19 protein-coding genes and 3 pseudogenes are annotated in these 23,448 nt (G+C 65.6%); 8 read left to right on the top strand and 14 right to left on the bottom strand.

Going from position 1 to position 23,448, the window contains the following annotated elements:
• Nucleotides 1-28: 28 nt before the first annotated feature.
• Nucleotides 29-2,113, top strand: a complete 2,085-nt coding sequence (locus AC0L6G_RS14440; RefSeq protein ID WP_293827268.1) for a glycoside hydrolase family 65 protein — start codon at nt 29-31, stop codon at nt 2,111-2,113.
• A gap of 97 nt (nt 2,114-2,210) precedes the next feature.
• The gene (locus AC0L6G_RS14445; RefSeq protein ID WP_473252526.1) at nt 2,211-2,861 is read left to right on the top strand and encodes a DUF1345 domain-containing protein; all 651 of its coding nucleotides are present in this window, start codon (nt 2,211-2,213) and stop codon (nt 2,859-2,861) included.
• Between the two features lie 18 nt (nt 2,862-2,879).
• Here AC0L6G_RS14445 and AC0L6G_RS14450 read toward each other — a convergent pair whose 3' ends face one another.
• From AC0L6G_RS14450 to AC0L6G_RS14470, 5 genes and pseudogenes are all read right to left on the bottom strand, one after another.
• Nucleotides 2,880-3,128, bottom strand: a complete 249-nt coding sequence (locus AC0L6G_RS14450; protein WP_473252527.1) for a DUF2171 domain-containing protein — start codon at nt 3,126-3,128, stop codon at nt 2,880-2,882.
• A 473-nt stretch (nt 3,129-3,601) separates the two neighbouring features.
• Nucleotides 3,602-3,968 (bottom strand): annotated as a pseudogene (locus tag AC0L6G_RS14455) (IS3 family transposase); the annotation flags it as partial.
• Nucleotides 3,969-4,159: 191 nt separating this feature from the next.
• Nucleotides 4,160-4,714 carry an HdeD family acid-resistance protein gene (locus AC0L6G_RS14460; protein ID WP_026108291.1) on the bottom strand — a complete coding sequence of 185 codons (555 nt, stop codon included), beginning with the start codon at nt 4,712-4,714 and terminating at the stop codon, nt 4,160-4,162.
• Nucleotides 4,715-4,809: 95 nt separating this feature from the next.
• Nucleotides 4,810-5,727, bottom strand: a complete 918-nt coding sequence (locus tag AC0L6G_RS14465) for a MipA/OmpV family protein (protein WP_017504300.1) — start codon at nt 5,725-5,727, stop codon at nt 4,810-4,812.
• An 85-nt stretch (nt 5,728-5,812) separates the two neighbouring features.
• The gene (locus tag AC0L6G_RS14470; protein WP_137720901.1) at nt 5,813-7,117 is read right to left on the bottom strand and encodes an alpha/beta hydrolase; all 1,305 of its coding nucleotides are present in this window, start codon (nt 7,115-7,117) and stop codon (nt 5,813-5,815) included.
• A gap of 155 nt (nt 7,118-7,272) precedes the next feature.
• Here AC0L6G_RS14470 and AC0L6G_RS14475 point away from each other — a divergent pair, with 155 nt between their 5' ends.
• The 3 genes from AC0L6G_RS14475 to AC0L6G_RS14485 all read left to right on the top strand — a co-directional run bounded on the left by AC0L6G_RS14475 (nt 7,273) and on the right by AC0L6G_RS14485 (nt 9,252).
• Nucleotides 7,273-8,274, top strand: coding sequence for a lipoprotein N-acyltransferase Lnb domain-containing protein (locus AC0L6G_RS14475; RefSeq protein ID WP_137720902.1), 1,002 nt, complete (start codon nt 7,273-7,275; stop codon nt 8,272-8,274).
• Nucleotides 8,275-8,359: 85 nt separating this feature from the next.
• The gene (locus AC0L6G_RS14480; protein WP_026108292.1) at nt 8,360-8,785 is read left to right on the top strand and encodes an organic hydroperoxide resistance protein; all 426 of its coding nucleotides are present in this window, start codon (nt 8,360-8,362) and stop codon (nt 8,783-8,785) included.
• Nucleotides 8,782-9,252 carry a MarR family winged helix-turn-helix transcriptional regulator gene (locus AC0L6G_RS14485; protein WP_017504304.1) on the top strand — a complete coding sequence of 157 codons (471 nt, stop codon included), beginning with the start codon at nt 8,782-8,784 and terminating at the stop codon, nt 9,250-9,252. Before AC0L6G_RS14480 ends, AC0L6G_RS14485 begins: the two co-directional genes overlap by 4 nt.
• Before the next feature lie 9 nt (nt 9,253-9,261).
• Here AC0L6G_RS14485 and AC0L6G_RS14490 read toward each other — a convergent pair.
• From AC0L6G_RS14490 to AC0L6G_RS14530, 9 genes and pseudogenes are all read right to left on the bottom strand, one after another.
• Nucleotides 9,262-9,412 (bottom strand): annotated as a pseudogene (locus AC0L6G_RS14490) (IS5/IS1182 family transposase); the annotation flags it as partial.
• Nucleotides 9,413-9,461: 49 nt separating this feature from the next.
• Nucleotides 9,462-10,601 carry a hybrid sensor histidine kinase/response regulator gene (locus AC0L6G_RS14495; RefSeq protein ID WP_017504305.1) on the bottom strand — a complete coding sequence of 380 codons (1,140 nt, stop codon included), beginning with the start codon at nt 10,599-10,601 and terminating at the stop codon, nt 9,462-9,464.
• Nucleotides 10,598-11,167 carry a chemotaxis protein CheB gene (locus AC0L6G_RS14500; protein ID WP_017504306.1) on the bottom strand — a complete coding sequence of 190 codons (570 nt, stop codon included), beginning with the start codon at nt 11,165-11,167 and terminating at the stop codon, nt 10,598-10,600. Before AC0L6G_RS14500 ends, AC0L6G_RS14495 begins: the two co-directional genes overlap by 4 nt.
• Entirely contained in the window at nt 11,164-12,003 is an 840-nt protein-coding gene (locus tag AC0L6G_RS14505) for a CheR family methyltransferase (RefSeq protein WP_246846106.1), read from the bottom strand. The genes AC0L6G_RS14500 and AC0L6G_RS14505 overlap by 4 nt, the downstream gene beginning before the upstream one ends.
• Nucleotides 12,000-15,431 (bottom strand): response regulator, encoded by a 3,432-nt coding sequence (locus tag AC0L6G_RS14510; protein WP_168189888.1) that lies wholly within the window; start codon nt 15,429-15,431, stop codon nt 12,000-12,002. The genes AC0L6G_RS14505 and AC0L6G_RS14510 overlap by 4 nt, the downstream gene beginning before the upstream one ends.
• Nucleotides 15,432-15,872: 441 nt before the next feature.
• On the bottom strand, nt 15,873-17,456 hold the full coding sequence (locus tag AC0L6G_RS14515; protein ID WP_017504309.1) for a phytoene desaturase family protein: 1,584 nt from the start codon (nt 17,454-17,456) through the stop codon (nt 15,873-15,875).
• Nucleotides 17,443-18,144 (bottom strand): TetR/AcrR family transcriptional regulator, encoded by a 702-nt coding sequence (locus AC0L6G_RS14520; protein ID WP_017504310.1) that lies wholly within the window; start codon nt 18,142-18,144, stop codon nt 17,443-17,445. Before AC0L6G_RS14520 ends, AC0L6G_RS14515 begins: the two co-directional genes overlap by 14 nt.
• 410 nt (nt 18,145-18,554) lie before the next feature.
• Nucleotides 18,555-19,595, bottom strand: coding sequence for an alpha/beta hydrolase (locus tag AC0L6G_RS14525; protein WP_017504311.1), 1,041 nt, complete (start codon nt 19,593-19,595; stop codon nt 18,555-18,557).
• Nucleotides 19,596-19,951: 356 nt separating this feature from the next.
• Nucleotides 19,952-20,425: pseudogene (locus AC0L6G_RS14530) on the bottom strand (transposase); the annotation flags it as partial.
• 49 nt (nt 20,426-20,474) lie between these two features.
• Between AC0L6G_RS14530 and AC0L6G_RS14535 the strand changes: the two are divergent.
• From AC0L6G_RS14535 to AC0L6G_RS14545, 3 genes are all read left to right on the top strand, one after another.
• Nucleotides 20,475-20,687 (top strand): hypothetical protein, encoded by a 213-nt coding sequence (locus AC0L6G_RS14535; RefSeq protein WP_017504313.1) that lies wholly within the window; start codon nt 20,475-20,477, stop codon nt 20,685-20,687.
• Nucleotides 20,684-21,601: a plasmid partitioning protein RepB C-terminal domain-containing protein gene (locus AC0L6G_RS14540; protein ID WP_026108293.1), complete on the top strand. Its 918-nt coding sequence runs from the start codon at nt 20,684-20,686 to the stop codon at nt 21,599-21,601. Before AC0L6G_RS14535 ends, AC0L6G_RS14540 begins: the two co-directional genes overlap by 4 nt.
• A gap of 480 nt (nt 21,602-22,081) precedes the next feature.
• On the top strand, nt 22,082-23,425 hold the full coding sequence (locus tag AC0L6G_RS14545; protein ID WP_051034346.1) for a DNA modification methylase: 1,344 nt from the start codon (nt 22,082-22,084) through the stop codon (nt 23,423-23,425).
• Nucleotides 23,426-23,448 lie beyond the last annotated feature (23 nt).

Raw genomic sequence — 23,448 nt, forward strand, 5'->3', positions numbered from 1 at the left:
GTCTCCAAGGGTCTTTCGCGGCGTTTCCGTGGTTAGGCCGGCGTCCCTTCCGATCAATCCGCCGGAAGAGGCGGGCCCTCGCGACGGCGACCTGCCGGCCTACATCGCCAACGGGCTCATCGGCCTGCGTGTTCGCGAGCAGCCGTTGCAGCCCGGCATGGGGATCGTCAACGGCTTCGCCGGCGAACACCCCGAGCGAAGGGTGGAGGCGGCGGCCCCGGCGCCCTATCCGCTGGCCGGCGACCTGGCGCTGAACGGCGTCTGGCTGAGCGATCAGCCGTCATCGGTGTCCCGACTCGTGCAGCGATACGATTTCGCCGCTGGCGAACTCACAAGCCTGTTCCGCTATGAGGCGGCTGGGGTCGCCGCCGACGTCGCCGTCGTCACCTTCGCAAGCCGCACGGCGCCGTCGGTCGTGTTGCAGGAGGTGGAGGTTCGCCCCTCGGCGCCCTGCGACGTCGGTCTGCGGGCCATCATCGAGACCGGGGGCTTGAGAGGCCGGATCGCGCGCCGCCGCACGGATACGCCGGGCGAGCCCGAACCTGTGTGCGACGGGTCGCTGCTGTGGGAGTCCGAAGGCGGGATGAGCCAGTGCGGCTTAGCCTTGGTCACGGCGTTGGACGGAGGGGGCGACGCCGAGCCTTCGACCCAGGCCTGGGACGCGGCCGGCCCGCTGCGAAGCGAATACCGTGTTCGCGCCCGATCCGATCGGAGCGTGCGGCTCCGCCAGATCGTCGCCGCCGTGCCGTCCATCGTTCATGACCGCCCCGACGAGGAAGCGGTGCGCCGCGTGGCGCGCGCCAAGGCCACCGGCTTCGACGAACTGCGCGCCCGCAATCGGGCGGAATGGGCCGAACTCTGGCGCGGCCGGATCGTCGTCGAGGGCGCCTCGCCCGCCCACCAGGCCCTGATCGACGCCGCCTTCTACTATCTGAACTGTTCCACCCACGCCGCCTCGCCGTCGGCGACCTCCATCTTCGGTCTCGCGACCTGGCACGACTATCACTACTACTATGGGCATGTGATGTGGGACGTGGACGCCTTCTGCGTGCCGCCCCTGATCCTGTCGCAGCCGAACGCGGCCCTGGCCATGCTGGACTTTAGGCGGCGCGGGCTGGAGGCGGCCCGATCCAATGCGCGGCTGTCGGGGCGCGAGGGCGTGCAGTTTCCGTGGGAGGCGGCGCCGTTGTCAGGGCAGGAGGCCGCGCCGGGGGCGGGCGACAGCGCCGCGCACGAGGATCACGGCTCGCTGCACACGGCGCGCGCCTTCGCCCTGTACGCCGACGCCACGGGGGACGAGGCCTTTTTGAAGGAGGACGCCTGGCCGGTGCTGTCCGGCGTGGCCGATTGGATCGTCAGCCGCGCGACCCGCACCGATCGCGGTCTCGAGATCAAACGCTCCACGGGACCGGCGGAGGTGCCCGATCCCCCCGACAACGACGCCTTCACGGTCATGGCGGCCAAGCAGATCCTGCGCCGGGCCGTTCGGGCGGCCGAGCAGATCGGCCGGACGCCGCCGCCGGAATGGGCGCAGGCCGCCGAGAGCCTGTATCTTCCCATCCGGTCGGACGGCGTCATCGCCGCCCACGACGGCTTCAGGGTCTCGGAGCCGAAGGGAGCCACCCCTTCGCCGCTGGCCGGGTTCTTTCCCTATGACCATCCCTCTCCGATCGAGGAGCGGCGGCGGACGCTGGAATTCTATCTGAAGCATTGGGAGGCCTATGTCGGGGCGCCGATGTTTCCGGCCCTCTATACGACCTGGGCGGCGATGGCGGGGGACCGCGACCTGGCGCTGCGCCTCTTCGAGCAAGGCTATGCGGCCTATGACCGGGGACGCTTCCACCAGTGTCTGGAATACCGGCCCGACCACCCGGACAGCCAGGTCGCGGCCGGGCCCTTCTTCGCCAATCTCGGTGGGATGCTGCTGGGTCTCATGCTGGGCCTGACCGGCGTGGTCGTCGACGACGGCGATCCCCAGGCCTGGCCGCGCCGGCCCGTCGTGCTTCCGGCGGGGTGGCGGGCGATCGAGATCGAGCGGCTGTGGGTGCGCGGCCGGCCGATGCGGCTGTCCGCCCGGCATGGCGCCGACCGCGCGGAACTGACGCCCCTGTAACTGGCTCCGGCCCGCGGCGACGCCTCGCCGATGCGGTGTTCGGGCGGTCGCCCATGCGACCTGTGGACGCGCGTCCGCAAATGGGCGATCTCTGGGCATGGGCTTTTTCACGCGCGTGTTCCGTCTGCATTTCTCGCTCTGGCTGGGGCTGGCGGTGCTGGCGGGCGTGGCCCTGGCGATGCCGGCATCGGCCGGGGCGGCGCTGAGGCTGGCGGCGGGCTGGGACGCGGGCGTGGCGGCCTTTCTGGTCGTCAGCTTCGTCCACATCCTGCGCTCGCGCTCGCAGGCCGCCATCCGACGACGGGCGGCCGAGATGGACCAGGCCGGAAAGATGGTTCTGCCGCTTAGCCTGGCGGCGGCGCTCGCCAGCATCGTCGTGCTGGTCCTGGTCATGATGAACGGGGGCAAGCCGTCCCCGGCCCAGGCCGGCTTCTCGATCCTGACGGTGGGTCTGTCGTGGCTGTACGTCCACGTCATCTTCGCCCTGCACTACGCCCACGGTTTCTACGCGCCCAAGGCGAAGGGGCGGGGCGACCGGGGCGGGCTGATGTTTCCGGGCGAGGAAGAGGCCGACTACTGGGACTTCCTGCATTTCAGCCTGATCATCGGCGTGGCGAACCAGACGGCCGATGTGCAGATCTCCAGCCGCCGGCTTCGCGCCCTGGCCACGCTGCACTGCCTCATCGCCTGGTTCTTCAACGCCGTCGTGTTGGCGCTTACGGTCAATCTGGCGGCGGCGCTGTTGTGAACGCCGCCGCCGAGCCGTTCAGAGATCGACCGGCTTGCCGGACTTTTCCTCCTCCAGGGTGACGGCGACGTCGGCGTTGGCCGACAGACGCACCTTGTCGCCTTCGACGCCGGCGACGAAGCCCTTTTCGATATAGTGGTGGTGGTCGCCGTGGGCGCCGCCGTCGCGTCGCGTCAGCTTGATGCGGTCGCCGTCCAGGCGGTCCACCGTGCCGACATGGACGCCGTCGGCGCCGATGACCTCCATGCCTTCCTTGATCTCGCTCATCGTCGTTCTCCTGGCTGAAGCGGGTTGCAGCAGGAGAGCGCGATGGAACGGCCAAGGTTCCCGCCGACGCACGGCGAAGGCTGCAGCGACGAGATGATCGGATGTCTGAAAAAGGATGGCCAGTCTCCCTCTTCCTCGGTCGCGCCGATGGAAGAGGGAGGCTGATGGTGGTGTGCCAAGGAGCGGAGGTCATTCTCTCCGTGACCGGCACTTCCAAAATGTGCCGGCTAACTCCCTGATCGAGCCGCTTAAACAGGGAATAGCTCAAACTTAGCCAAATCCTCTCTGAACACCTGAGCCTTTAAGCTAATGCTTCTTAGAAGGTTTTCACGATCCCGCGCCAGAAATGCGGTTCCAAATACAGGGAAACGCATGTCATTTCAGGCAGAGCGTGGAACGACTCGAGCCAAATCTAAATAAACATCGTAGCTATCGTCGGCGGCCGACGATCACTTGTCCAAAGTCACGATATGCCTATGGTGGTGGAGCACCGCGCAGGCGCGCCGCTCTGACACGTTCAACTCGGCCCGCACCTTGTCGATGCAGGTCCGGCGACGGGCAGGGCTCAGAAGTTTTCCGGGGCCGCCTCCCACAGGATCAGCTTGTCCAGCGTCAGGTCCGACACCCCCCCGACGCAGCCGGGCGTTCTCCAGCTAAAGCGCCTTCGCCGTTTGACCTGATCCGTCTTCATCCCGCCGAACGCCGCCGCCAGTGGAAGTACGTCGTCTCAGTCACTGCGATCGTCTTCACCCCTCCGAGATCGACTTGCCTTGCCCGGTCAGCACCTCAACCTGGCGCAGCTTGGCTATGATCTCCGGGCTTGTGGCGCTTCCCGGCCATCCTTGGTTCCATCCATTCCGGTCCGCAGACCAACATAGGATCACTTCAAAGAGCGCAGACCACGATCTTGGATACGGTCCGCCTCGGGGCAGTTATTCCCGGCCCGCGCCGTGATGCGTTCGGCAAGCAGCCCCTCGACCGCGGCCTTCAGAGCGGCTGCGATCGGGGGCTCCGTTTTCCGAACGACTCGTTCAGCGCCCTATTTTCCGCAGCTTCAGCGACAGGGTGACGATCAGGAGGCCCGAAACGATGGCCCAGGCGCCGATCAGCCAGACCAGGGCCAAGGCGCCCGCGCCGGGAACGACGATGACGGCCAAACCGAACAGCACAGAGATCGCGCCGGAGAGGATCAGCAGCCACTCATTGCGGATCGTCTTGCGCAACTGGATGGCGCCGACGATCTCGAAGATACCGCGGGCGATGGCCGCCGCGCCGATGATGACCACAAGGGCGACGGCGGTCACGCCGGGCAAGGCCAGGGCGACCGCGCCCGCCGCCAGTCCCACGAGCCCCACGACGGCCAGCCACCAGCGCGGCGCAAGGCCGCCCCCGCGGATGGCCCCGAGCAAGGCGAACGCGCCGTCCAGAATGGCGTAAATTCCGTAGAGGATCACTAGCGTCAGCAACGTCACCTGGGGCCAAGCGAAGGTCAGGACGCCAAAGACGATGGCCGCTAAGCCGCGCAGCAGAAGCAACCACCAGGCCCGGCTCAGAAAGTCTCCAAGCGGATTGAAATGCGTATCCATGAGTTCAGCCCCGTCATTTGCGGCGTCATTCGCCGCGTGGAGGCCGGGCGTCATCGCCCGACCGGAAAACTACCAGCCGCCGAAACGGCGCACGATCAGAATCCCCCCTGTTCGTCTCGAGCCTGGATCAGGGGGCTGTCGGCGACGTCGCCCATGGCCCGCTCGGCGTTGGCGAAAGTCGCCACGGCCCAGTGGTCGCCGATCGGCGTCAGCATCAGGAAGGCGACGCCGACGTTCCGGACGCCGCTTCCCGGCGCATAGGGCGTAAGACCGGTCACACTCGCCGCGTCGGCATCGACGCCGAAATAGGCGTCGTTGCTGCGGGCGTCGCCGCCGCGTTCATAGAGGGTGCTCTGCAATAGGCCGATGCGCGTCAGGCGCTGGTGCGAGGCCGAGGCGTAGTAGGTCGTCCCCTCGGTCTGACTGCTGATGTCACGCATGACACGTCCGCCGACCGAGATGTTCCCCGGAATCCCGACGAAGGCATAGACCGCCATGTCGGCGCCGAGGTCGGGCAGGTCCAGCCCCTCGATGGCCGACTGACCGGAATAATGCGGCCGAAGCTGCGCGCCCGCCCTCAGCCCGTCGTCGGCCACGACATTGTAGCCGAGCCCGTCGAGCGGATTGCCGTAGACCCGGTTGCGCCAGTTGAAATCGGCCCAGGGCGTGGCGTTGAACCGGGTCTGCAGGCGCGAGATCAGCAGGTCGATATCCGCCTCGACCGCCTCGCGCCGGTCGGCCAGGTCCACCCTGGCGTCATCGATGTGGGCCTTCGCGGTCGCCCAGTGATCGGCCATCAGGGCGTTGAAACGGTCACCCTGGGCGTGGAGGGTCGCGATCGGTTGATGCTCCTTTTGCCAGCGGTTCACGGCTTTCTCGGCCTGCTCCGTCGCGAGGCCGAACCCCCTCTGGATCAAGCCCGCGATCTCCCTGAGGTTGCCCTTGACTGCGCCGGTCTGGTCATCGAGGCTTTCGGCCCACAGGCGCTGGATGCGACCCGAAACGATCTCCACTGGCCGGCCAGCTGGTTCGTGTTCATCGAAGCGGTCCGTGTGTTGGGGCTGCCTGGGACTGGCTGATTGATATGGATTTTATCTTTTAATCCCGCTCCACGGATGCACCTTGATGTGGATCAATCACCGGTCGGGGAGAACTGAGGGCGTCCGCTTCGTCCACTTCGACGGGCGGCCCCGGCGGTGTGACGTCCGGAGCGTCATCTGCGATCGTGCGCGTGTCCGAGGGCGCGACCGCCTCGGCGGGGGCGGCCTGGGGCTGACGCGTCACCGGAGCCTTTTGGGAGATGTCGGAAGTGATCGCCTCGGCGACGTCCAGAACCAAGGCGCCTAGCGGCAGGTCGGAGCTTCCCGACAAGCCCGGGCCGGACACCAGGCTGCTGCCCAGCAGCCGGACCACCTCGGGGCTCTCTGAGAAGACTGAATGGTTCAGCCGGTCACGGCCGCGGACATCGGCCAGATTGATGACGGTGACGCCGCCGGTCCGCTCCAGCTGGCTGCGGATAGGCTCCTCGGACGGGTCGAGGGCGCCGACGCGTTGCACGCCTCCGGCAAGCAGGCGCGAAACCCGCAGGGCCTGGTCGTCGCGCGAGACCAGGAAGGTGAAATGGGGCCGGTCAGGGCCCAGAACCGCGACCTGCTGGGCGAAGACGTCCACGTCCAGGTCCGGCGCGGCGAGGATCACATTCTCGATCTTTGGGTCGACCCGTCCCTCGCGGATCGCGTACTGGCGCAGCGCCTCGACCGCGATCCAGCTGCCCATCGAATGAGCCATGACGGTGACCTCGGTCACATTCGGATTGCGCGCGGCCAGCCGGAGCAACTGTTCCAGGGCGTCGCGTGAATAGTTGGCGCTTTCCCTATCGTAGACATAGGCATAGATCCGGCCCAGCGAGGGCCATGTGAACAGTACCGGCGCGGCCTGGATGCCGGAATCATTCGTCAGCTGGGCGAGGGAATAGACGGCCCGGTCGAACGGCACATTGAAGCCGTGCACGAAAATCAGCAGGCGGCCTTCCTTCAGCTGCGCGTTCATCCACGCCTCGGCCGAGGCGTCGTCGACGACCGGATCGATGGAGAGGGTGGCGAACTCCCGCGCGGGATCGGCCTCGCGCCGACGCGGCCATTCGACGGCGCCGATCTGGTGGGCAGGAGGGATCGAGACGTCGACCACCATGGCCGTCAGGTGTTCCCCCCTCTTGCCTGAATAGACCACGCCCGGCGCCTCGGTTGGGGCGCGCGTGGAATAGACCAGCATGCTGACCTCCTGGGCGCCCGGCGGGGGCGTGGCGATCGGCAGCAGCACGCCGGAGGGTGCGGTCGCGCAGGCCTGCACCCCCAAGCCGAGAAACAGCAGCGGGCCCAGCGCCAGGGCGCGGCGGAGGGGCAAGGAGCCTAAGATCGCCCCGACCGTTCGAAAGGGAACCATTGATCACACGCCTGGATGTCGCTACCGAGTATTGAAACTCGACGTATCATTTGGATTTGCCCCGATCCAGTCGGATTATGGGTGTCTAGCGATGCAAGGATGACACGGGGCAACAAGTGTTGAATCGAGCAGCGCGCGTCGCGGCGAGCCTTCTCATTGTCGTCCTGGCGGTCTTCTGCGGCCTGGCGATCCGCTACTGGATTCCTTGGCCGGCATGGCTGCGGGATGTGGGCGCCCTGCTGTTTCCGGTCGCAGTCCTGGGGCTGTGGTTCGCGCCAGGACGGTTGAGGCGCGCGCGGCGGGGAATGGGAGCGGTCCTGCTGGCGGTCCTGTTGGGCGCCTACTGGACCAAGGCGCCGGTCGCGCAGAACTGGCGTGACCTGCACGCCGAGGAAGCCTGGGCGGTGATCGACGGCGACCGGGCGACCATCCACAATTTCCGCGACGCCTTGCACGACCCTGGCGTCGCCTCGACCCCGCGCTGGACGACGCAGACCTTCGATCTGTCGACCCTTGAGGGGATGGATCTGATCCTCCAGCCGTTCGGCGACCTGAAGGCGATGGAGCATGTGATGCTGTCGTTCCGGTTCGCCGACGGCCGCCACGTCGTCGTCTCCATGGAGGCGCGCCAGGCGAGCGGCGCCGAGTTCGACCCCCTAGCGGGCTTCTTCCGGCGCGACCCCATCTATCCGGAACTGGCCACCGAGCGCGACCTGTTCTGGGAGCGGTTGGCCAGGACGCCGCCGGACGAGATCCAGATCTATCCGATCCGCCAGAGCCCTGAGGTCGTCCGCGTTTATTTCGAGCGCATCCTGCGGTTCACGACCCAGGTTCACGAGCGCCCCAAGTTCTATTCGACCCTGACCGAGAGCTGCATGACCTCCTTCATCAACCTGGCGCCCGAACGTTTCGCCTCGGTGCCATGGTATGATTTGAGGCGCTGGATTCCCGGCTATGCCCTGCCGCTGTTCCAGCAGCTGGGTCTCGTCGACGACACCATCCCCGCCGATGCGCTGGCGCGGGTCAGCAGCCTGCCAACCGATGTTCGACCCCCGTCGGAGTTTCCTGACGATGCGTCCTGGAGCGCCTATCTCCGAGCGCAGCTTGCAGCAAAGTGATCCGCAGCGGCGTTTCTCGGTGCAAGCTTGATATCCATGGCTGCGCAGATATATGGCTAGCCATATATTTCTGTTGGAGGGAATGATGAGCGCTCTTTATACGACCACGGTACACGCGGTCGGCGGCCGCGCCGGCTCTGTTCGCAGCGAGGACGGATTGCTCGCCCTTCCGCTCGCCCTGCCCCGAAGCCTTGGCGGCAAGGGAGACGCGACCAATCCGGAACAGCTGTTCGCCGCAGGTTACGCCGCCTGCTTCGGCAACGCCGTGATCCACATCACCCGCAATCGGGAAAGGAAAATCGGAGACGACGCCGTCGAGGTCACCGCGACCGTGGGCATGGAGCCCAATGCCGGTGGGGCGTTCGCCCTTACCGTGGCGCTCGATGTCACCATCGCTGGCGTCGATCAGGAGATGGCCGAAGCGATCGTCGAGGAGGCGCACAAGGTCTGCCCCTATTCGAACGCGACCCGGGGCAATATCGAGGTCGCGCTTTCGGTGAAGACCCGGTGAACTCCGGCGCCGATGCGGCCGGGCGAGGAGGGGAAGACCCGCTCCGGCTCGACCAGCAGGTGTGTTTTCCGCTTTATGCGGCGACGAACCTGCTGCAACGGCTCTACAAGCCGCTTTTGGAGCCGCTTGGCCTGACATACGCGCAATATCTGGTGGTGCTCGTATTATCGGCGCAGGCGCCGATTTCCGTAGGAGAGCTGGGCGCCTGCCTTCACCTCGATATTGGGACCTTGAGCCCGCTTTTGAAGCGCATGGAGCGGGCCGGTTGCATCAAAAGACGGCGTGACGCCGACGACAAGCGCCGCGTCCTCCTTACTCTCACGTCGCGTGGCTGCGCCCTGCATGATCGCGCCAGAAGCATTCCAGCGGAGCTTGCAAAGAAAGCGGGCTTGAAACCGGCCCAAATCAATGACCTGCGCGAGCAGGCGCAAAGGCTGATAAAACAGTTAGATGGCGCCTTGGCTTAGGCTCAGAGCTCAAAGCCAGAAGAGCAAGGTTGCGGCGAGGGCTATGGCGGGCAGGGAGACCTTCGGGCATCGATCATAGCAAGTGCCGATGCGCCGCCAGTCTTTTAGGCGACCGAAGATGATCTCGATGCGGTTTTCGCTTGTAGCGACGCCTGTCATACCGGATGGACTCGGTACGGGTTGGCCGATGGTGTTCGGCGTGGCGCGCCTCAGACCGAACGAGGGAGGCGCACGGTGAAGCGGCTGCCTTGGTCCTCGCCCTCGCTGGAGACGGCGATGGAGCCCCGGTGCAGCTCCACCAGCTGTTTGACCAGGGCCAAGCCGATGCCGAGCCCCTCGGACGACCGCGTGTCGGGGCCTGGAACCTGGGTGTAGAGGGCGAAGATTCTCTCCTGCATCTCGGGTGGGACGCCCACGCCATTGTCCTCGACCTCGATCTGGACGAAGTCGGCCTCCAGTCCCGCCGACAGCCGGAGTTCGCCACCGGCGGGGGTGTATTTGGCGGCGTTGGTCAGAAGGTTGCTGACGACCTGCGACAGTCGCGTGAAGTCCCCCGCGATCCACGCCGGCTCGTCCGGCAGCTCCACGGTCAGCGCATGCAGCCCGGCGTCGATCTTCGGACGGCTTGTGTCGATCGCCGACTCCAGCACGGCCTGCAGCGACACGCGTTCCAGACGCAGGGCGATCTTGCCTTGGTCGATGCGCGACACGTCGAGCAAATCCTCGATCAGGCGCGACAGATGCAGCACCTGGGTGCCCATCCGTTCGCGGATCACCCCGGCCTTGGACCCGTCCGCCTCGCGCTCCAGAAGTTGCAGCCCGGCCCTCAGCGCCATCAGAGGATTGCGCAGCTCATGGCCCAGGACGGCCAGGAACTCGTCCTTGCGGCGGTCGGCCGCCCTCAACTGGGCGGCGTAGGCTTCGAGTTCGTCGCGCTGGCGCAACATCTGGCGGCGCTGATCGAAGAGGTCGAAGAAGACCTCGGCCTTGCTGCTCAGGATGTCGGCTTCGATCGGCTTCTGAATGAAGTCCACCGCCCCGGCCTCATAGCCGCGGAAGCGTCGCTGGTGGTCCGCGCTGCCCGCCGTGACGAAGATGATGGGCACGTGGCGCGTCCGCGTCGATCCCCGCATGTATTCGGCCAGTTGGAAGCCGTCCATGCCGGGCATCTGCACGTCGAGCAACGCCAGGGCGACGTCATGCGCGAGCAGCAGTTCCAGCGCCTCGTCGCCGGTGCGGGCCTTGAGGAACGTCAGGCCGTCGCGCCGAAGCAGGGCCTCGAGCGCGAGCAGATTTTCCTGCAGATCGTCCACCAGGAGGACGGGGATGGGATCGTCGGTCTGGGTCATCCGGGCATCCGTGCAAGGTGGTCGGCGATGGCGTCGAGATCGAGGACCCGGGCGGGGCAGGCGGCCAGGGCGGCCTCGGGCATGGTCGAGGCGTAGGCCTGTCTCGGATCCTCGACGATCGTTTCACCGCCCGCCGTCGCCACGGCCTGCAACCCCGCGGCGCCGTCGGTGTTGGCGCCGGTCAGGATCACCCCGGTCAGACCCGCGCCATAGGCGTCGGCCGCGCTCTCGAACAACACGTCGATCGACGGGCGGGAATAGTTGACCAGCTCGTCCGACGACAGGGCCAGGCTTCCGTCGCGTTCGACCAGCAGGTGATAGTCCGAGGGCGCGAAATAGACCACGCCGGCCGCGGCCGGCTCCTTGTCTTCGGCCTCCTTGACGCGAACGCGGCAGCGCGACTGCAGCAGAGGCGCGAGGACGTTGTCCCGGTCGGCCGGGACATGCACCGCCACCAACACCGGCGCCGGAAACTCCGCCGGCAGGGCGGGCAGGATCTTCAGCAGGGCCTGGACCGCCCCGGCCGAGGCGCCGATGACGACGGCGCGTGTCTCGTTCGTCGTCATGCCGCGCGCTTCCTGTAGATCTTCTCCTCGCGCACGAACTCGCCGAAGGCGTCGGCGTGGGCGGAGAAGCGCAGGCTTTCCTTCGCCCCCAGGCCGAGGAAGCCGTTGCGGGGCAGGGCGTCGCGAAACAGGCCGATCGCCCGGTCCTGCAGCGCCCGGTCGAAATAGATCATGACATTGCGGCAGGAGATCAGCTGCATCTCGGCGAAGACGGCGTCGGTCACCAGGCTGTGGTCGGAGAAGACGACCCGGCTCCGCAGGCTCTTGTCGAACACCGCCCGGCCGTAGTCGGCGGTGTAGTAGTCCGACAGCGACGAGCGCCCGCCGGACTTCTGGTGGTTCTCGGTGAAGGTCCGCATCCGGTCGAGCGGATAGACGCCGGCCTCCGCGATGCGCAGCGCCTCGGGATTGATGTCGGTCGCATAAAAGAGGGTGCGATCGTAGAGCCCCTCCTCGCGGAACAGGATGGCCAGCGAATAGACCTCCTCCCCATGGCTGCAGCCGGCCACCCAGACCTTCAGGGACGGATAGGTGCGCAGGTGCGGCAGCACCGTCTCGCGCAGCGCCCGGAAGTAGGACGGATCGCGAAACATTTCGCTGACCTGCACCGTCAGATAGCCGAGCAGGCGCGGCAACATGCCGGGATTATGCAGTACCGCGTCCTGCAACGCCGACAGCGTGGGATAGCCCATCTGCTCGCGGGCCTGGACCAGGCGGCGCTTGATCGAGGCTCGCGCATAGCGGCGGAAGTCGTAGTGATAGCGCTGGAAGAGGCCCTCCAGCAGCAGCGCGATCTCGAGGTCCTCGACGCTGTCGGGCGCGGGCAGGGGGCTCACCGGGGCATCCACACGCGCACCAGCGACAGCAGCTTGTCCACGTCGATCGGCTTGGCCATGTAGTCGTTGGCGCCGGCGTCCAGGCAACGCGCCTGATCGTCCGGCATGGCCTTGGCGGTCAGCATCAGGATCGGCAACTGGGCCCAGCGCGCGTCGGCGCGGATCTTCGTCGTCGCCGTGAGGCCGTCCATCACCGGCATCATCACGTCCATCAGCACCAGGTCGATGGCCAAGGCCGGATCGGCCTCGGCCGCGGCCAGGGCGTCGATCGCCTCCTGGCCGTTTCGGGCGATCTCCACCACGGCGCCCCGGGGCTCCAGCACCTGCGTCAGGGAGTAGATGTTGCGCACATCGTCCTCGACGACGAGGATGCGACGACCTTCCAGCACGGCGTCGCGGTTGCGCGCCTTCTGGATCATCCGCTGCTGCTCGGGCGGCAGGTCCGACACCACCTGGTGCAGGAACAGCGACACCTCGTCGAGCAGCCGTTCCGGCGACCTGGCCCCCTTGATGATGATGGAACTGGAATAGCGCCGCAGCTGCTGCTCGTGCTCGGGCGACAGGTCCCGGCCGGTGTAGACGATCACCGGCGGGAAGGCGCGGTCGCCGTCCTGGCTCAGGGTCTCCAGCAGAGAGAACCCCGAGGCGTCCGGCAGGGTCAGGTCCAGCACCATGCAGTCGAAAGTCTGACGCGCTAGAGCCTCCAGGCATTCCGCCGCGGTGCCGACGCCGACGATCTCGACCTGGCTCGAGCCCAGCAGCCGTTCTACCGCGTCGCGCTGGACCGGATCATCCTCGACCACCAGGACCCGGCGGACGGTGCGCGCCAGGGTCTCCTCCAGGTCTGTCAGCACCTCGGCCAAGTCCTCGCGCCGGACCGGCTTCATCGTATAGCCGCGCGCGCCCAAGGCGAGGGCGGTCTGGCTGTGATCGTCGGCCGAAACGATGTGGATCGGAATGTGCCGCGTACGGTCGTCGCGCTTGAGGCTGTCGAGCACCGTCAGTCCGGACTGATCCGGCAGGCCGATGTCGAGGACGATGGCGCTGGGGCCGTGACGTCGCGCCAGCGCCAGCGCCTCCTCGGCGGTGCTCGCCACCAGGCACTGGAAGCCCAGCTCCCGCGCAAGGTCGCGGACGATGGCGGCGAAACGGTCGTCGTCCTCGATCACCAGCAGCAGGCGCCGCGCGCCCGCGATCCGCTCGCGGTCGTCCTCGATGGCCCGCGGCATGGCCGGGCGCGTCGCGGCAGGCGACAAGGTCGGCGACGGCTCCTCGCCTGCAGAGGGCGCCTTGGCAGGGACGGGACGCGCGGCCACGGCGTCAGGGTCGTACATCCGAGGCGTCGTCAGGGTGAAGGTGCTGCCCTCGCCGGGCTTGCTCTCGAGCGCGATGGCGCCGCCGAGCAACCGCGCCAGCTCCCGAGAGATCGACAGGCCCAGACCCGTGCCTCCATAGCGGCGGCTGATGGTGCCGTCCGCTTGCTGGAAGGCCTCGAACACGCTCGCGTGCTGGTCACGCGAGATGCCGATACCCGTGTCCTTCACCGCGAAGGCCACGCCGTCGCCGTCGGGCCGGATGGAGAGGCGTACGCCGCCTGTCTCGGTGAATTTGAAGGCGTTCGACAGCAGGTTCTTGAGGATCTGCTCCAGCCGCTGCCGGTCGGTCTCCACGATTTCCGGCACGGCCTCGTCGACCTCGACGGCGAACGCCAGGCCGCGTGTTTCCGCCACCGGCTGAAACAGCTGGCGAAGGTCGGCGGCCACGCGCTCGACGGAGACGCCCTCGGCGCGCACCTGGACGTGACCGGCCTCGATCTTGGACAGGTCCAGAATGTCGTTGATCAGCGTCAGCAGATCGTCGCCCGAGGCCTGGATCGTGCGGGCGAACCGCACCTGGTCCTCCGTCAGATTGCCGTCGGCGTTGTCGCCCAGCAGCTTGGCCAGAATCAGCAGCGAGTTCAGCGGCGTGCGCAGCTCATGCGACATATTGGCGAGGAAGTCCGACTTGTACTGGCTGGCCTGCTCCAGGTCCCGGGCCTGACGCGCCAGGTCGGCGCCGACCTTCTCCAGGTCGTCGCGCTGCGTCTCGAGGGTCTGGGCCTGCTCCTCGAGCTGGCTGTTGGTCTGTTCGAGTTCGACCTGCTGCTGTTCGAGGCGGACCTGGGATTCCTTCAGCGCCCGGCCCTGCTCCTCCAGCTCCTCGTTGGAGACGCGCAGCTCCTCGCTCTGCACCTGCAACTCCTCGGCCTGGCGCTGGGTTTCTTCCAGCGCGTCCTGCAGCTCCGAGCGATAGCGTGCGGACCGCAGCGCCACGCCGACCGCGTCGGCGGCCGCCTCAAGCAGTTCCCTCACGAGGGCGCCCGGCGGATGAAGGAAGCCGAGTTCGATCACGCCGTTGACCGACCCGTCGACGCGGGCCGGGGCGATGAGCAGGTGCCGCGGGGTGTCGCGGCCCAGGGCCGAACCGATGGTCAGATAGCCTTCCGGCACCTCGGACAGCAGCACCGGACGGCCGTCGGCCGCGACCTGGCCGAGCAACCCTTCCTTGAGGCGGAAGGTCTCCGGCGTCGGCGCGTCGGCGGGAACGCCGAGCGCGCCGGCCCGCTGGAAGCGGTCGCCCTGGCCGGCGAACAGCACCGCCGCCTGCGAGCCGACGTAACGCGACAGGAAGGCCAGGACATTGTCGGCCAGCTGTTCCAGCGTCAGGTCGCCGCTGACGGCCTCGGCCAGACCGACCTGGCCCGATCGCAGCCAATCCTGCCGCGCCCGCGCGCGGGCGCTGCGGCGAATCAGCAGAAAGACGCTCACGGTCAGGACGCCGCCCAGCAGCGCCGACAGGATCCCGCTCAGGACGGCCGTTCGATACGCGACCTCCATCTGCGCAAGCCAGTCCTGCCGCTGCCGCAGACCCTCGGCCCGCACCGCGGCGACCCGCTCCCGGATGGCCTCCATCTCCGTCTTGCCCCGATCGGTCGCGACGACGGCCAGCGCGGGCGCGAACCCCTTGTTACGGCGCAGCGCCACCGTCTCGCGCAGTTCGTCCGTCTTGGCGGCGACGTTGCGGCGCAGCTGCGCGATATTGGCTTGCTGGCGCGGATTGGCTCGGGTCAGCTCCGCCAGACTGTCCAAACGCTCGTCCACGACGGCCATGGCGCGGTCGTAGGGCTCCAGATAGCGCTCGTCGCCGGTCAGGATGTAGCCGCGTTGCCCCGTCTCGGCGTCTTGGACCGCGCTCAGCAGATCGTCGGCGCCGATCAGGACGGAGTGGGTGTGGACGACTCTCTGATTGTTCGAGCGCAGGTCCTGAATGTTGGCGTAGGCGATGACGCCGCTGATCAGGAAGAACGCTAGGACCACGGCCAGGCCCGCGCCGGCCCAAAGCTCGACCTTGGAGCGAGCGAACATCTCACGGGACTTGAGAAGGTGCATGGGCGATCTCGGCGTGAAGAGAGGCGAGCCTGCCTACCGGCTCGATCTGCTCCCGCAAAGCTCAAACTGACGGCGAGGCGGCGTGTCAATCATCAGGCGGATCGACGAGCCGACGCCACGCACCGCTTGCCTGACCAGTTTAGCGTGGCTCGTGTGTTAAGGGTCTGAATATCGCCGAGGCGCAGACCGCCGAAAGGCACGCTCTATCTGCTCGTCCCGATCGACCGCGCCAGCAAGTTCGCCGTCACGCAACAGGTTGGTGGGGCCGACAGACGAGTCGCCTGGTGGATTCCAAAAAATCTGCAAGAGGCTTTTGCCTTACAAGACGTGTACGATCCTACGGACACCGGCATCCTGTTCGCTGAGCAACTGCGGAACCGAAGTGCGATGCGAGGTGCCGAGGGACCGAGATAGGACGTCGTCAGCTCGTCTTGGCGACCTTCATCGGAGATCCTTGAGCATGACCTTGGCCGCGCTGCGTCCGCTGGCGCCCCAGACGCCGCCGCCCGGATGGGTACTGGCGCCGGTCAGATAGACGCCGTCGATCGTTGTCTTATAACCGGCCAGGTCTGGCAGGGGTCGGAAACCGAACATCTGGTCCATGCTCATTTCCAGATGGGTGACGTCGCCCTGGACGAGGCCGATCCGGCGCTCGATCTCCAGCGGCGACTGGATGTAGCGATCGATCAGCTTGCCCTTCATGTTGGGGGTGTATTCGCAGACCACGTCCCAGATTTTGTCGGCTTCGCGCTCGGCGATGTCATCCCAGTTCTCACCGTCGAGATGGTAGGGATGATAGGAGGACCAACTGTAGAGCAGGTGCTTGCCCTCGGGCGCCAGGGTCGGATCAACGGCGGTGAAGCTCATCTGCATCACCGGCGGATAGTCGGGCGTGCGGCCAACACGGCCCAGGTTCATCGATCGCGTGAGGGTGTCGACGGTGGGACACAGCAACTGCATGCCGTGATGGCATTCGCCCACCCCACGGGTGTTGAGCGCCTGGCCCGCATACGCCGGCAATTCCGAAACCGCCTGGCGCACCATGAAGCCCGACCCGTTCATCACCTTCAGCGCCTCGAGCCGGCGCACCAGGTTCGGCTCGACCAGATCGCGATCAAGCAGCTTCAACAAGGCGGTCTGGACGTGGCATCCAAACAGGACGGTCTTGGCCTGAACCGTCTGGTCGCCGGCGCGGACCTCGAAGCGGGCGCCGTCCGTCGAGGAGAGGCTCGAAACCTTTTCCACCTCCGCATTGGTCAGGATCGTCCCTCCCATGGCTTCGAAGGCGCGGCCCAGGGCGACCGAGACCATGCCCGAGCCGCCGATGGCGCGATAGGCGCCGTCCTCGTGGATCATGCCGTAGTGGCCCAGGATGGTGGCGCTGGAGGCCGCGTCCGGATGTGGGCCATTCTGCGCCCCCAGCCAGACCAGGGCGGCCTTCAATTCCTCACTCTCGAACAGTTCCTCAAGCAGCCGGGTGGAATCGATCAGAACCTGGCGCACGAGGTCGTCGGCCTTGAGCGCGGTGCGCACCGCCCCAGGTCGGGAGAAGGCCGCCTTGATCACAGAGGCGATCGTCTGTCCCATCTGGGGCGGCGCCGACATCGCCGGCCATATCAGCCGCTGGACGTCGGCCCAGGTGGTCATGAACTCGCGATAGGTTTCGGCGTCGCGCGGATTGATCGCCGCAATGCTGTCGCAGGTCTTGTCCAGGCTACGGTAGAAGGTGATGGCCTTGTCCGTGCCCCGAATGGGGTAAAAGCCCCATGGGTCCAACTCAATATATTCAAGACCGTGCTCGGCGAGACCAAGGTCCTCCATGATGCCCGTGGTCGGGAAAAGCACATGGATCGAGGAGCCTATATCGACCTTGTAGCCGCCGAACATTTCCTCGGTGCAGGCCGCGCCGCCGATCACCGGCCTGCGTTCCAGCACCGCCACCTTCTTGCCCGCCTTGGCAAGATAGCAGGCGCTGACCAGGGCGTTATGGCCCGCGCCGACGACAGCGACATCATAGGTTGGCATCGGAACACTCCTGTTGGAAAGGCGAAGGAGCCGAGGCGGCCCCGAGGAAAAGCTCGACCACCGCCGCCACATGGCGGCGACGGTCCTCTGCGGTCTCGTGGGGGTCGACGCCGAACAACATCCGCCGACGCGGGCCGACGACGGCGGCTTCAAACAGAATAGTGGCGATGCGCTCGATGTCGGGCGCCTCCAACTCATGACGGTCCGCCGCCCCGCCGAGGATCGCGGCGATGACACGCACGGGCTGACCGCTCGAACGGGCGAACATGGATCGCACCAGATCGGGGTCGTGATCGCGCGCCCACAGCAACAGGCGCTCGATGGCCCGCAGTTCGGCTCCTGCCGAGACCTCGAGCATCTCAGAGAGCAGAGAGGCGAGTCCGCTGCGCCAGTCCTCATCCGGCAGCGGCCGACGCAGCGGCGCCAAGCGGGGTTCCACAGCGTGGTTCAACACAGCCAGAAACAGGGCCTGTCGCGTCGGAAAGCGCGCATAGAGAGTGCGCTTGGACACGTGGGCGGCCCGGGCCACGGCGTCGATCGTGACGCTTTCCAGATCGTTCGCACACATGAGTTGCAGCGCGATGCTCAGGATGTGGGTCTCAAGCTTGGCGGCAATCTCATGGGGCGGACGACCGCCTTGGGCAGGGCGCGGTTGCAGCACGAGATCGTTGGTCGCCGCCTTCATCATGGGTTGTTAACGCAAACGGTCCGAAAGCGTTCCGTTTTAGGCTCCTAGAGCCTTTAGACCTCCGCCGGCCCCAGAACAGGTGACCACCACGGACAATAAGTTGGACCCTGCAACCTATGCGACCGATGCAGTACCAACATGTACGCCAGGCCAGTAGGTCAAGTTAGCGACCACACCGGTGTGGCGGCATGCTCGCCCGCCCGAGCGGCCCCGCCGCGACAATTCCATTCTCGTTCGACGTGTTGAACCGAAGGTGCAACATGGCCTGTCCTGGAAGGCAAAGCATGTCGCCCGGCGGCCGCCCTGGGCAAGGCGAAGCGCACCGCTGGCAACCCGGACAGAGCAAAGCCGAGGCGGGATAAAAAGTCAGGATATAGCAGCCGACGATATAAAATCTCTGTCGAAATCGCCTATTCACTCGCCGCAGAGTATAATCGGTGTGAAGTGACTGTATTCAACTTAACGAAGTTTGCGGCCTGCTGCAGGGCCTGATGTGCCTCGGGAATGGGCAAGCCGACCCAGACATGGGGCATATCCGGATACTCGAACATCTGCACGACCCCTGGCGCGCGGCGCGCGACACGGCGAGCGTCGCTATTTAGGAGATCGCGTGTGCCGGATAGAATGGCGACGGGCGGCAGGCCGTCGAAGGAACCGAACAGGGGGCTGACGCGCGAATCCTGCGGGGACACACCATTCGCATAGGCCCTTCCCGCCGCCAACAGTCCCGGCGGCGCGAGGATTGGATCTCGGGGAGCCAGCGCGCGTTGTTCCGGATCGGACAGGGTCACGTCGAGCCAGGGAGAAAATAGCACCAACGAGCCCGGCATCGGGCGTGCATCGTCGCGCAGGGCCATCGTTACCGCTAGTGCGAGACCGCCGCCTGCGGAATCGCCCATGATGGTAATCGTGCCGGCGGCGCTCTTATCCACCAGATGGCCATAGACGCGCCTGACCGCATCATGCGCGGCTTCCCAGCCTGTCGTCGGTGTCAGCGGATAGATCGGAACGGTGACGCTGGCCCCCGTGAGCGCGATGAGGTCTTCGATGATCGTCCAGTGCAGGGAAATCAGGTCCCACGCATAGGCGCCTCCATGAAGATAGAGGATCCGGTGCGCCGACGCGTTCTCGCGCGGCTGCACTATAAAGCTTCGCACCCCCGCGATCTGTTTGTCCCGGATCAGGAACTTGCGCCGCAGACGCCGGCCAGGCAGCGCCGGTCCGTTCTTCTGCTTCTCCAGCGCATCTGCAAGGAAGTTTTCGCCGTCAGTGAACGCCTTTCGCGCGTTCACGAGACGGAGGATTGCGAGCAGGAGTTTCGCTCGTAAACTCGTCATCGGTTTGCCCGCCAGTCGGCGCACTGCGGAGTCTTTAGCATCGCGTCTCTCAATAGCACCAGCCGGACAAATTCCACACACGTAGCCGATGGCCCAGAACAGGAAGGTGACCACATAATCGGCGCTGGTGTGATGGCAAAGACCTTGAGCAAGCTCGACTGGGCAGCGGATCCTGCGATCTCACAGATTGATGCCGTCACCTGCGGACAGCCCCTGATCTGCAAGAAGTAATTTTGAGTTTGAGGGGGTGATCTGCGGGGTGCGGTCATCTGGCCGGCCTGTTGACGCAGTGTGGATGACCGCTGGCCCTGATGGAGTCCGCGGATCGGGTCCCTTTCAGGCAAGCGAGCACAAAGCTCCGACAGCACCTCGGGTTTTCCCGGCTTGCGGCCGCGTTCAGATCGTCACCGTCATTCTCATTCGTCCCTCTGCAGGTTGGGGCGACGACCTTGTGGCCGCCGCGATCTCATTCAGACCGCGATGGGCGGCCTGTAGACGTCTCCTCGGGTCATGACCGCCCAGACGATGCGGGCGGTCTTGTTGGCCATGGCCACGGTGACCACGCGGGCGGGTTTGCGTTCGAGCAGGGTGCGCACCCAGTCGGCCGCGGCAAGGGACACGCCTGTTCGCACGCGGCGGATGACCGAGGTCGCCCCGACCACCAGCAGCTTCCTCAGATAGCCGTCGCCCATCTTGGAGATGCGACCCAGCCGGTCCTTGCCGCCGGAGGAGTTCTGTCGCGGGACCAGGCTCAAGAAGGCGGCGAACTCCCAGCCCGACCGGAACAGGGAAGGATCGGTGAAGCTGGCCGACAGGGCCGTGGCGCTGGCCTTACAGGCGTAGATCGTGCCCTCGGATACCCCGTGCTTGCGCGCCAGCTCGCCCGCCTTCGCACCCGCCTCGTTCTCCCGCAGGATCCCGATGATCTGCTCTTCCGTGAATCTCGCTCGTTTCATTCCGTCCGTCCTTTCAAGGGCCGGACTCTAGCTCCGCGTGGAGGAAATTCTCAGGGGCACGTCACGCCAGGAAGCGGAACGCCAGAAGCTGCTCGTCAAGAAGGCGGAACTGACCCAGGGAAGACTCCTTTTCGTCACGGAGGCGTTCCGCGCACTTCGGACCGACGAGAACTTCCTGACGTTGCTGCGCGCCGAAGACCTCAAGGCAATGCCTGGCTACCTTGAGGAACGTTCGAGGACGGATCCATGACGAGGAAAGAGCGTGACCCCTCGCAAATCGTCACGCACGGTTTTGAGGACAACTGCGTGATCTTGTCAGTGAGCGCCCTTCTCCCTGTACGGGTGCTTCGGACGTCCACGAAATCCAGCAAGAAGTATCAGCAGATCGCCGCCTCAATCCGTGAAGTCGGTCTCGTCGAGCCGCCTGTGGTGGCCCGAGATCTCGCACATTCAGACACCTATCTCTTGCTGGACGGTCATGTTCGTATCGAGGTTTTGAAGGATTTGGGCATCGAACAGGTCGAATGCCTGGTTTCCACTGACGACGAAGCCTTTACCTACAACAAGCGGATCAGCCGGTTGTCATCGGTTCAAGAGCACAAGATGATCCGCCGAGCCATAGAGCGTGGCGTTCCGGAGGAAAAGATCGCCAAAGCACTGGATGTCAATCCAGAGTCCATTCGTCGCAAGGTCCGGATGCTGAACGGAATCTGTGACGAAACGGTCGCCATTCTCAAAGATAAACCTTGTCCGATGGCGGTATTCGAAATTCTACGAAAAATGAATCCTCTGCGGCAGATCGAGGCTGCGGAACTCCTCGTGAACGCCAACAATTATTCGGTCGCCTACGCCTCAGCGATCCTGGCCGGGACGCCGCAGGCGCAGCTTGCGGATGGATCGAAACCGAAAAACATCAAGGGCATCACTCCCGAAGCCGTGGCTCGGATGGAAAATGAGTTGGCGCGACTCCAGGAGGCGATCACGTCGATTCAGGAGACTTACGGCCAGGACCATCTGCATCTGACTGTCATCAAGGGCTATCTGGTCAAGTTACTCGGGAACGCCCGAGTGGTTCGCTACCTCATGCAGCATCGTCCCGAATTCCTGACCGAGTTCCAGACAATCACCGAGATGACATCCACCTTGCCGCCCGAGGCAGCCTGAACGATTGCGACGATGGGGACCCGGACCCGATAAGCGCGGGGACCGCGGGAGACGCCGCACGCCGGGGCGGATCGAGCGCGGTGGTGGGGATGGCGGCGAACCCGCATGAAGCTCACCAGGCCGATCGCTATCGGATTGGCCGGGGCCGGCCTGATCGGGCCGGCCCGCAGCCGGCGGAAAGTTTTCCGCCTGACTTGAAAACCGCCGATCCGCACGTGCAGGATTGATGTCGCAGGGGCGTCGCCTCGGCATTCACGCTCAGGGACCGCCGGTCCCTCTCACATCAAAACTGAAACTTTTGAAACTGCGGAGGCCCCTCCGCAGCGTGGAGAGATGTGATGTCGAAGACAACGAACGGACCAGCCTGGCTGACGTCTATTGAGCAGGGAAACGTGCCGACAGGAGGCGCTCGTGGCTAAGCATTGCGCTCCTGTCACGCGCGTGGGCGGCAAGGTCAGTCCACGCCGAACGAATCAGACCATGGCGATCGAATATGTGGCCGTGGGTTCATTGAAGCCGGACCCGCGTCCCCAGCGTAAACATGGTCAACGCCAACTGGCCAGTCTGATCGGAGCGGTCGAACGCTTCGATGTCGTCAGGCCGATCCTGGTCACCGACGACAATATCGTGTTGGACGGCAACGCGGTCTTGGAGGCGGCGAAACGGCTCGGTCACGACACCATCCCCGTGATCCGCGTCAGCGGTTATACGCCGAACGAACTGCGCGCCTTGCAGATGTCGCTGAACCGGATCGGCGAACATTCGCAGTGGGATGAGGCTGTCCTTCGCGCCGATTTCATCGCCCTCCTGGCCGATCCCGACATCGAGTTCTCGCTGGATTTCACCGGCTTTGACCAGGTCTTCGTGGATCGGGTCACCTTGGCCGACGATGTCGGCGCCCTGCAGGATGAAGTTCCCGACCACGATGGCGGCGCTCCGGTCACGCAACTGGGTGATGTTTGGTTATGCGGGCACCACCGCATCGTCTGCGGCGACAGCCGTGACGGCGCCGTTTACGTCCTGCTGTTGGCCGGAGGGCGGGTCAGGCTGATCCTGACCGATCCGCCCTACAATGTCCGGATTTCCGGGAACGTCTCGGGGCTCGGCAAGGTGCGGCACGGCGAATTCGCCATGGCGTCGGGAGAGATGACGCGGGCGGAGTTCATCGAGTTCCAACGCCAGGTGTTCGACCATTGCAAGCAGCACGGCGTCGACGGCGCCCTACTTTACGCCTTCATCGACGGACGCCATGTCGCCGATCAGATCGCCGCCGGCGAGGCCGTCTTCGGAGAGCTCAAGCAGCTTGTAGTCTGGGCCAAGGACAACGCCGGGATGGGAGCCTTCTATCGGTCGCAGCACGAACTCCTGACGATCTGGAAGCTCGGCGACGCGCCCAACGTCAACACCTTCGGGCTGGGGAGCAATGGCCGCTACAGGTCGAACGTCTGGAACTATCCGGGATACGCCAGCCTGGGCGCCGGTCGGGCTGAAGCATTGTCCTTCCACCCGACCGTCAAGCCGCTGCCCATGATCGTCGATGCGATACTGGACGTCACCCATCAGGGAGAGATCGTCCTCGATCCGTTCGGCGGTTCCGGCACGACCCTGATCGCGGCTGAGCGCACGGGCCGCATCGCCCGCCTGATCGAGATCGACCCGAAGTATGTCGATGTGACGCTGCGCCGGTTCATCGCGGAGACCGGCGAGGAGCCCACGCTAGCGGAAACCGGCGAAGCCTTTTCGGAAGTTCGGTCTCGACGCCAAAGCGAAACGGGGAATCCAGTTTCGGAACCCGGTCCGGACAGCATGTGGGCGATCCTCTAATGGCGAGGTCCGCGAAACGCCGT

The sequence above is a fragment of the Brevundimonas sp. D3-1P genome (assembly GCF_055809335.1).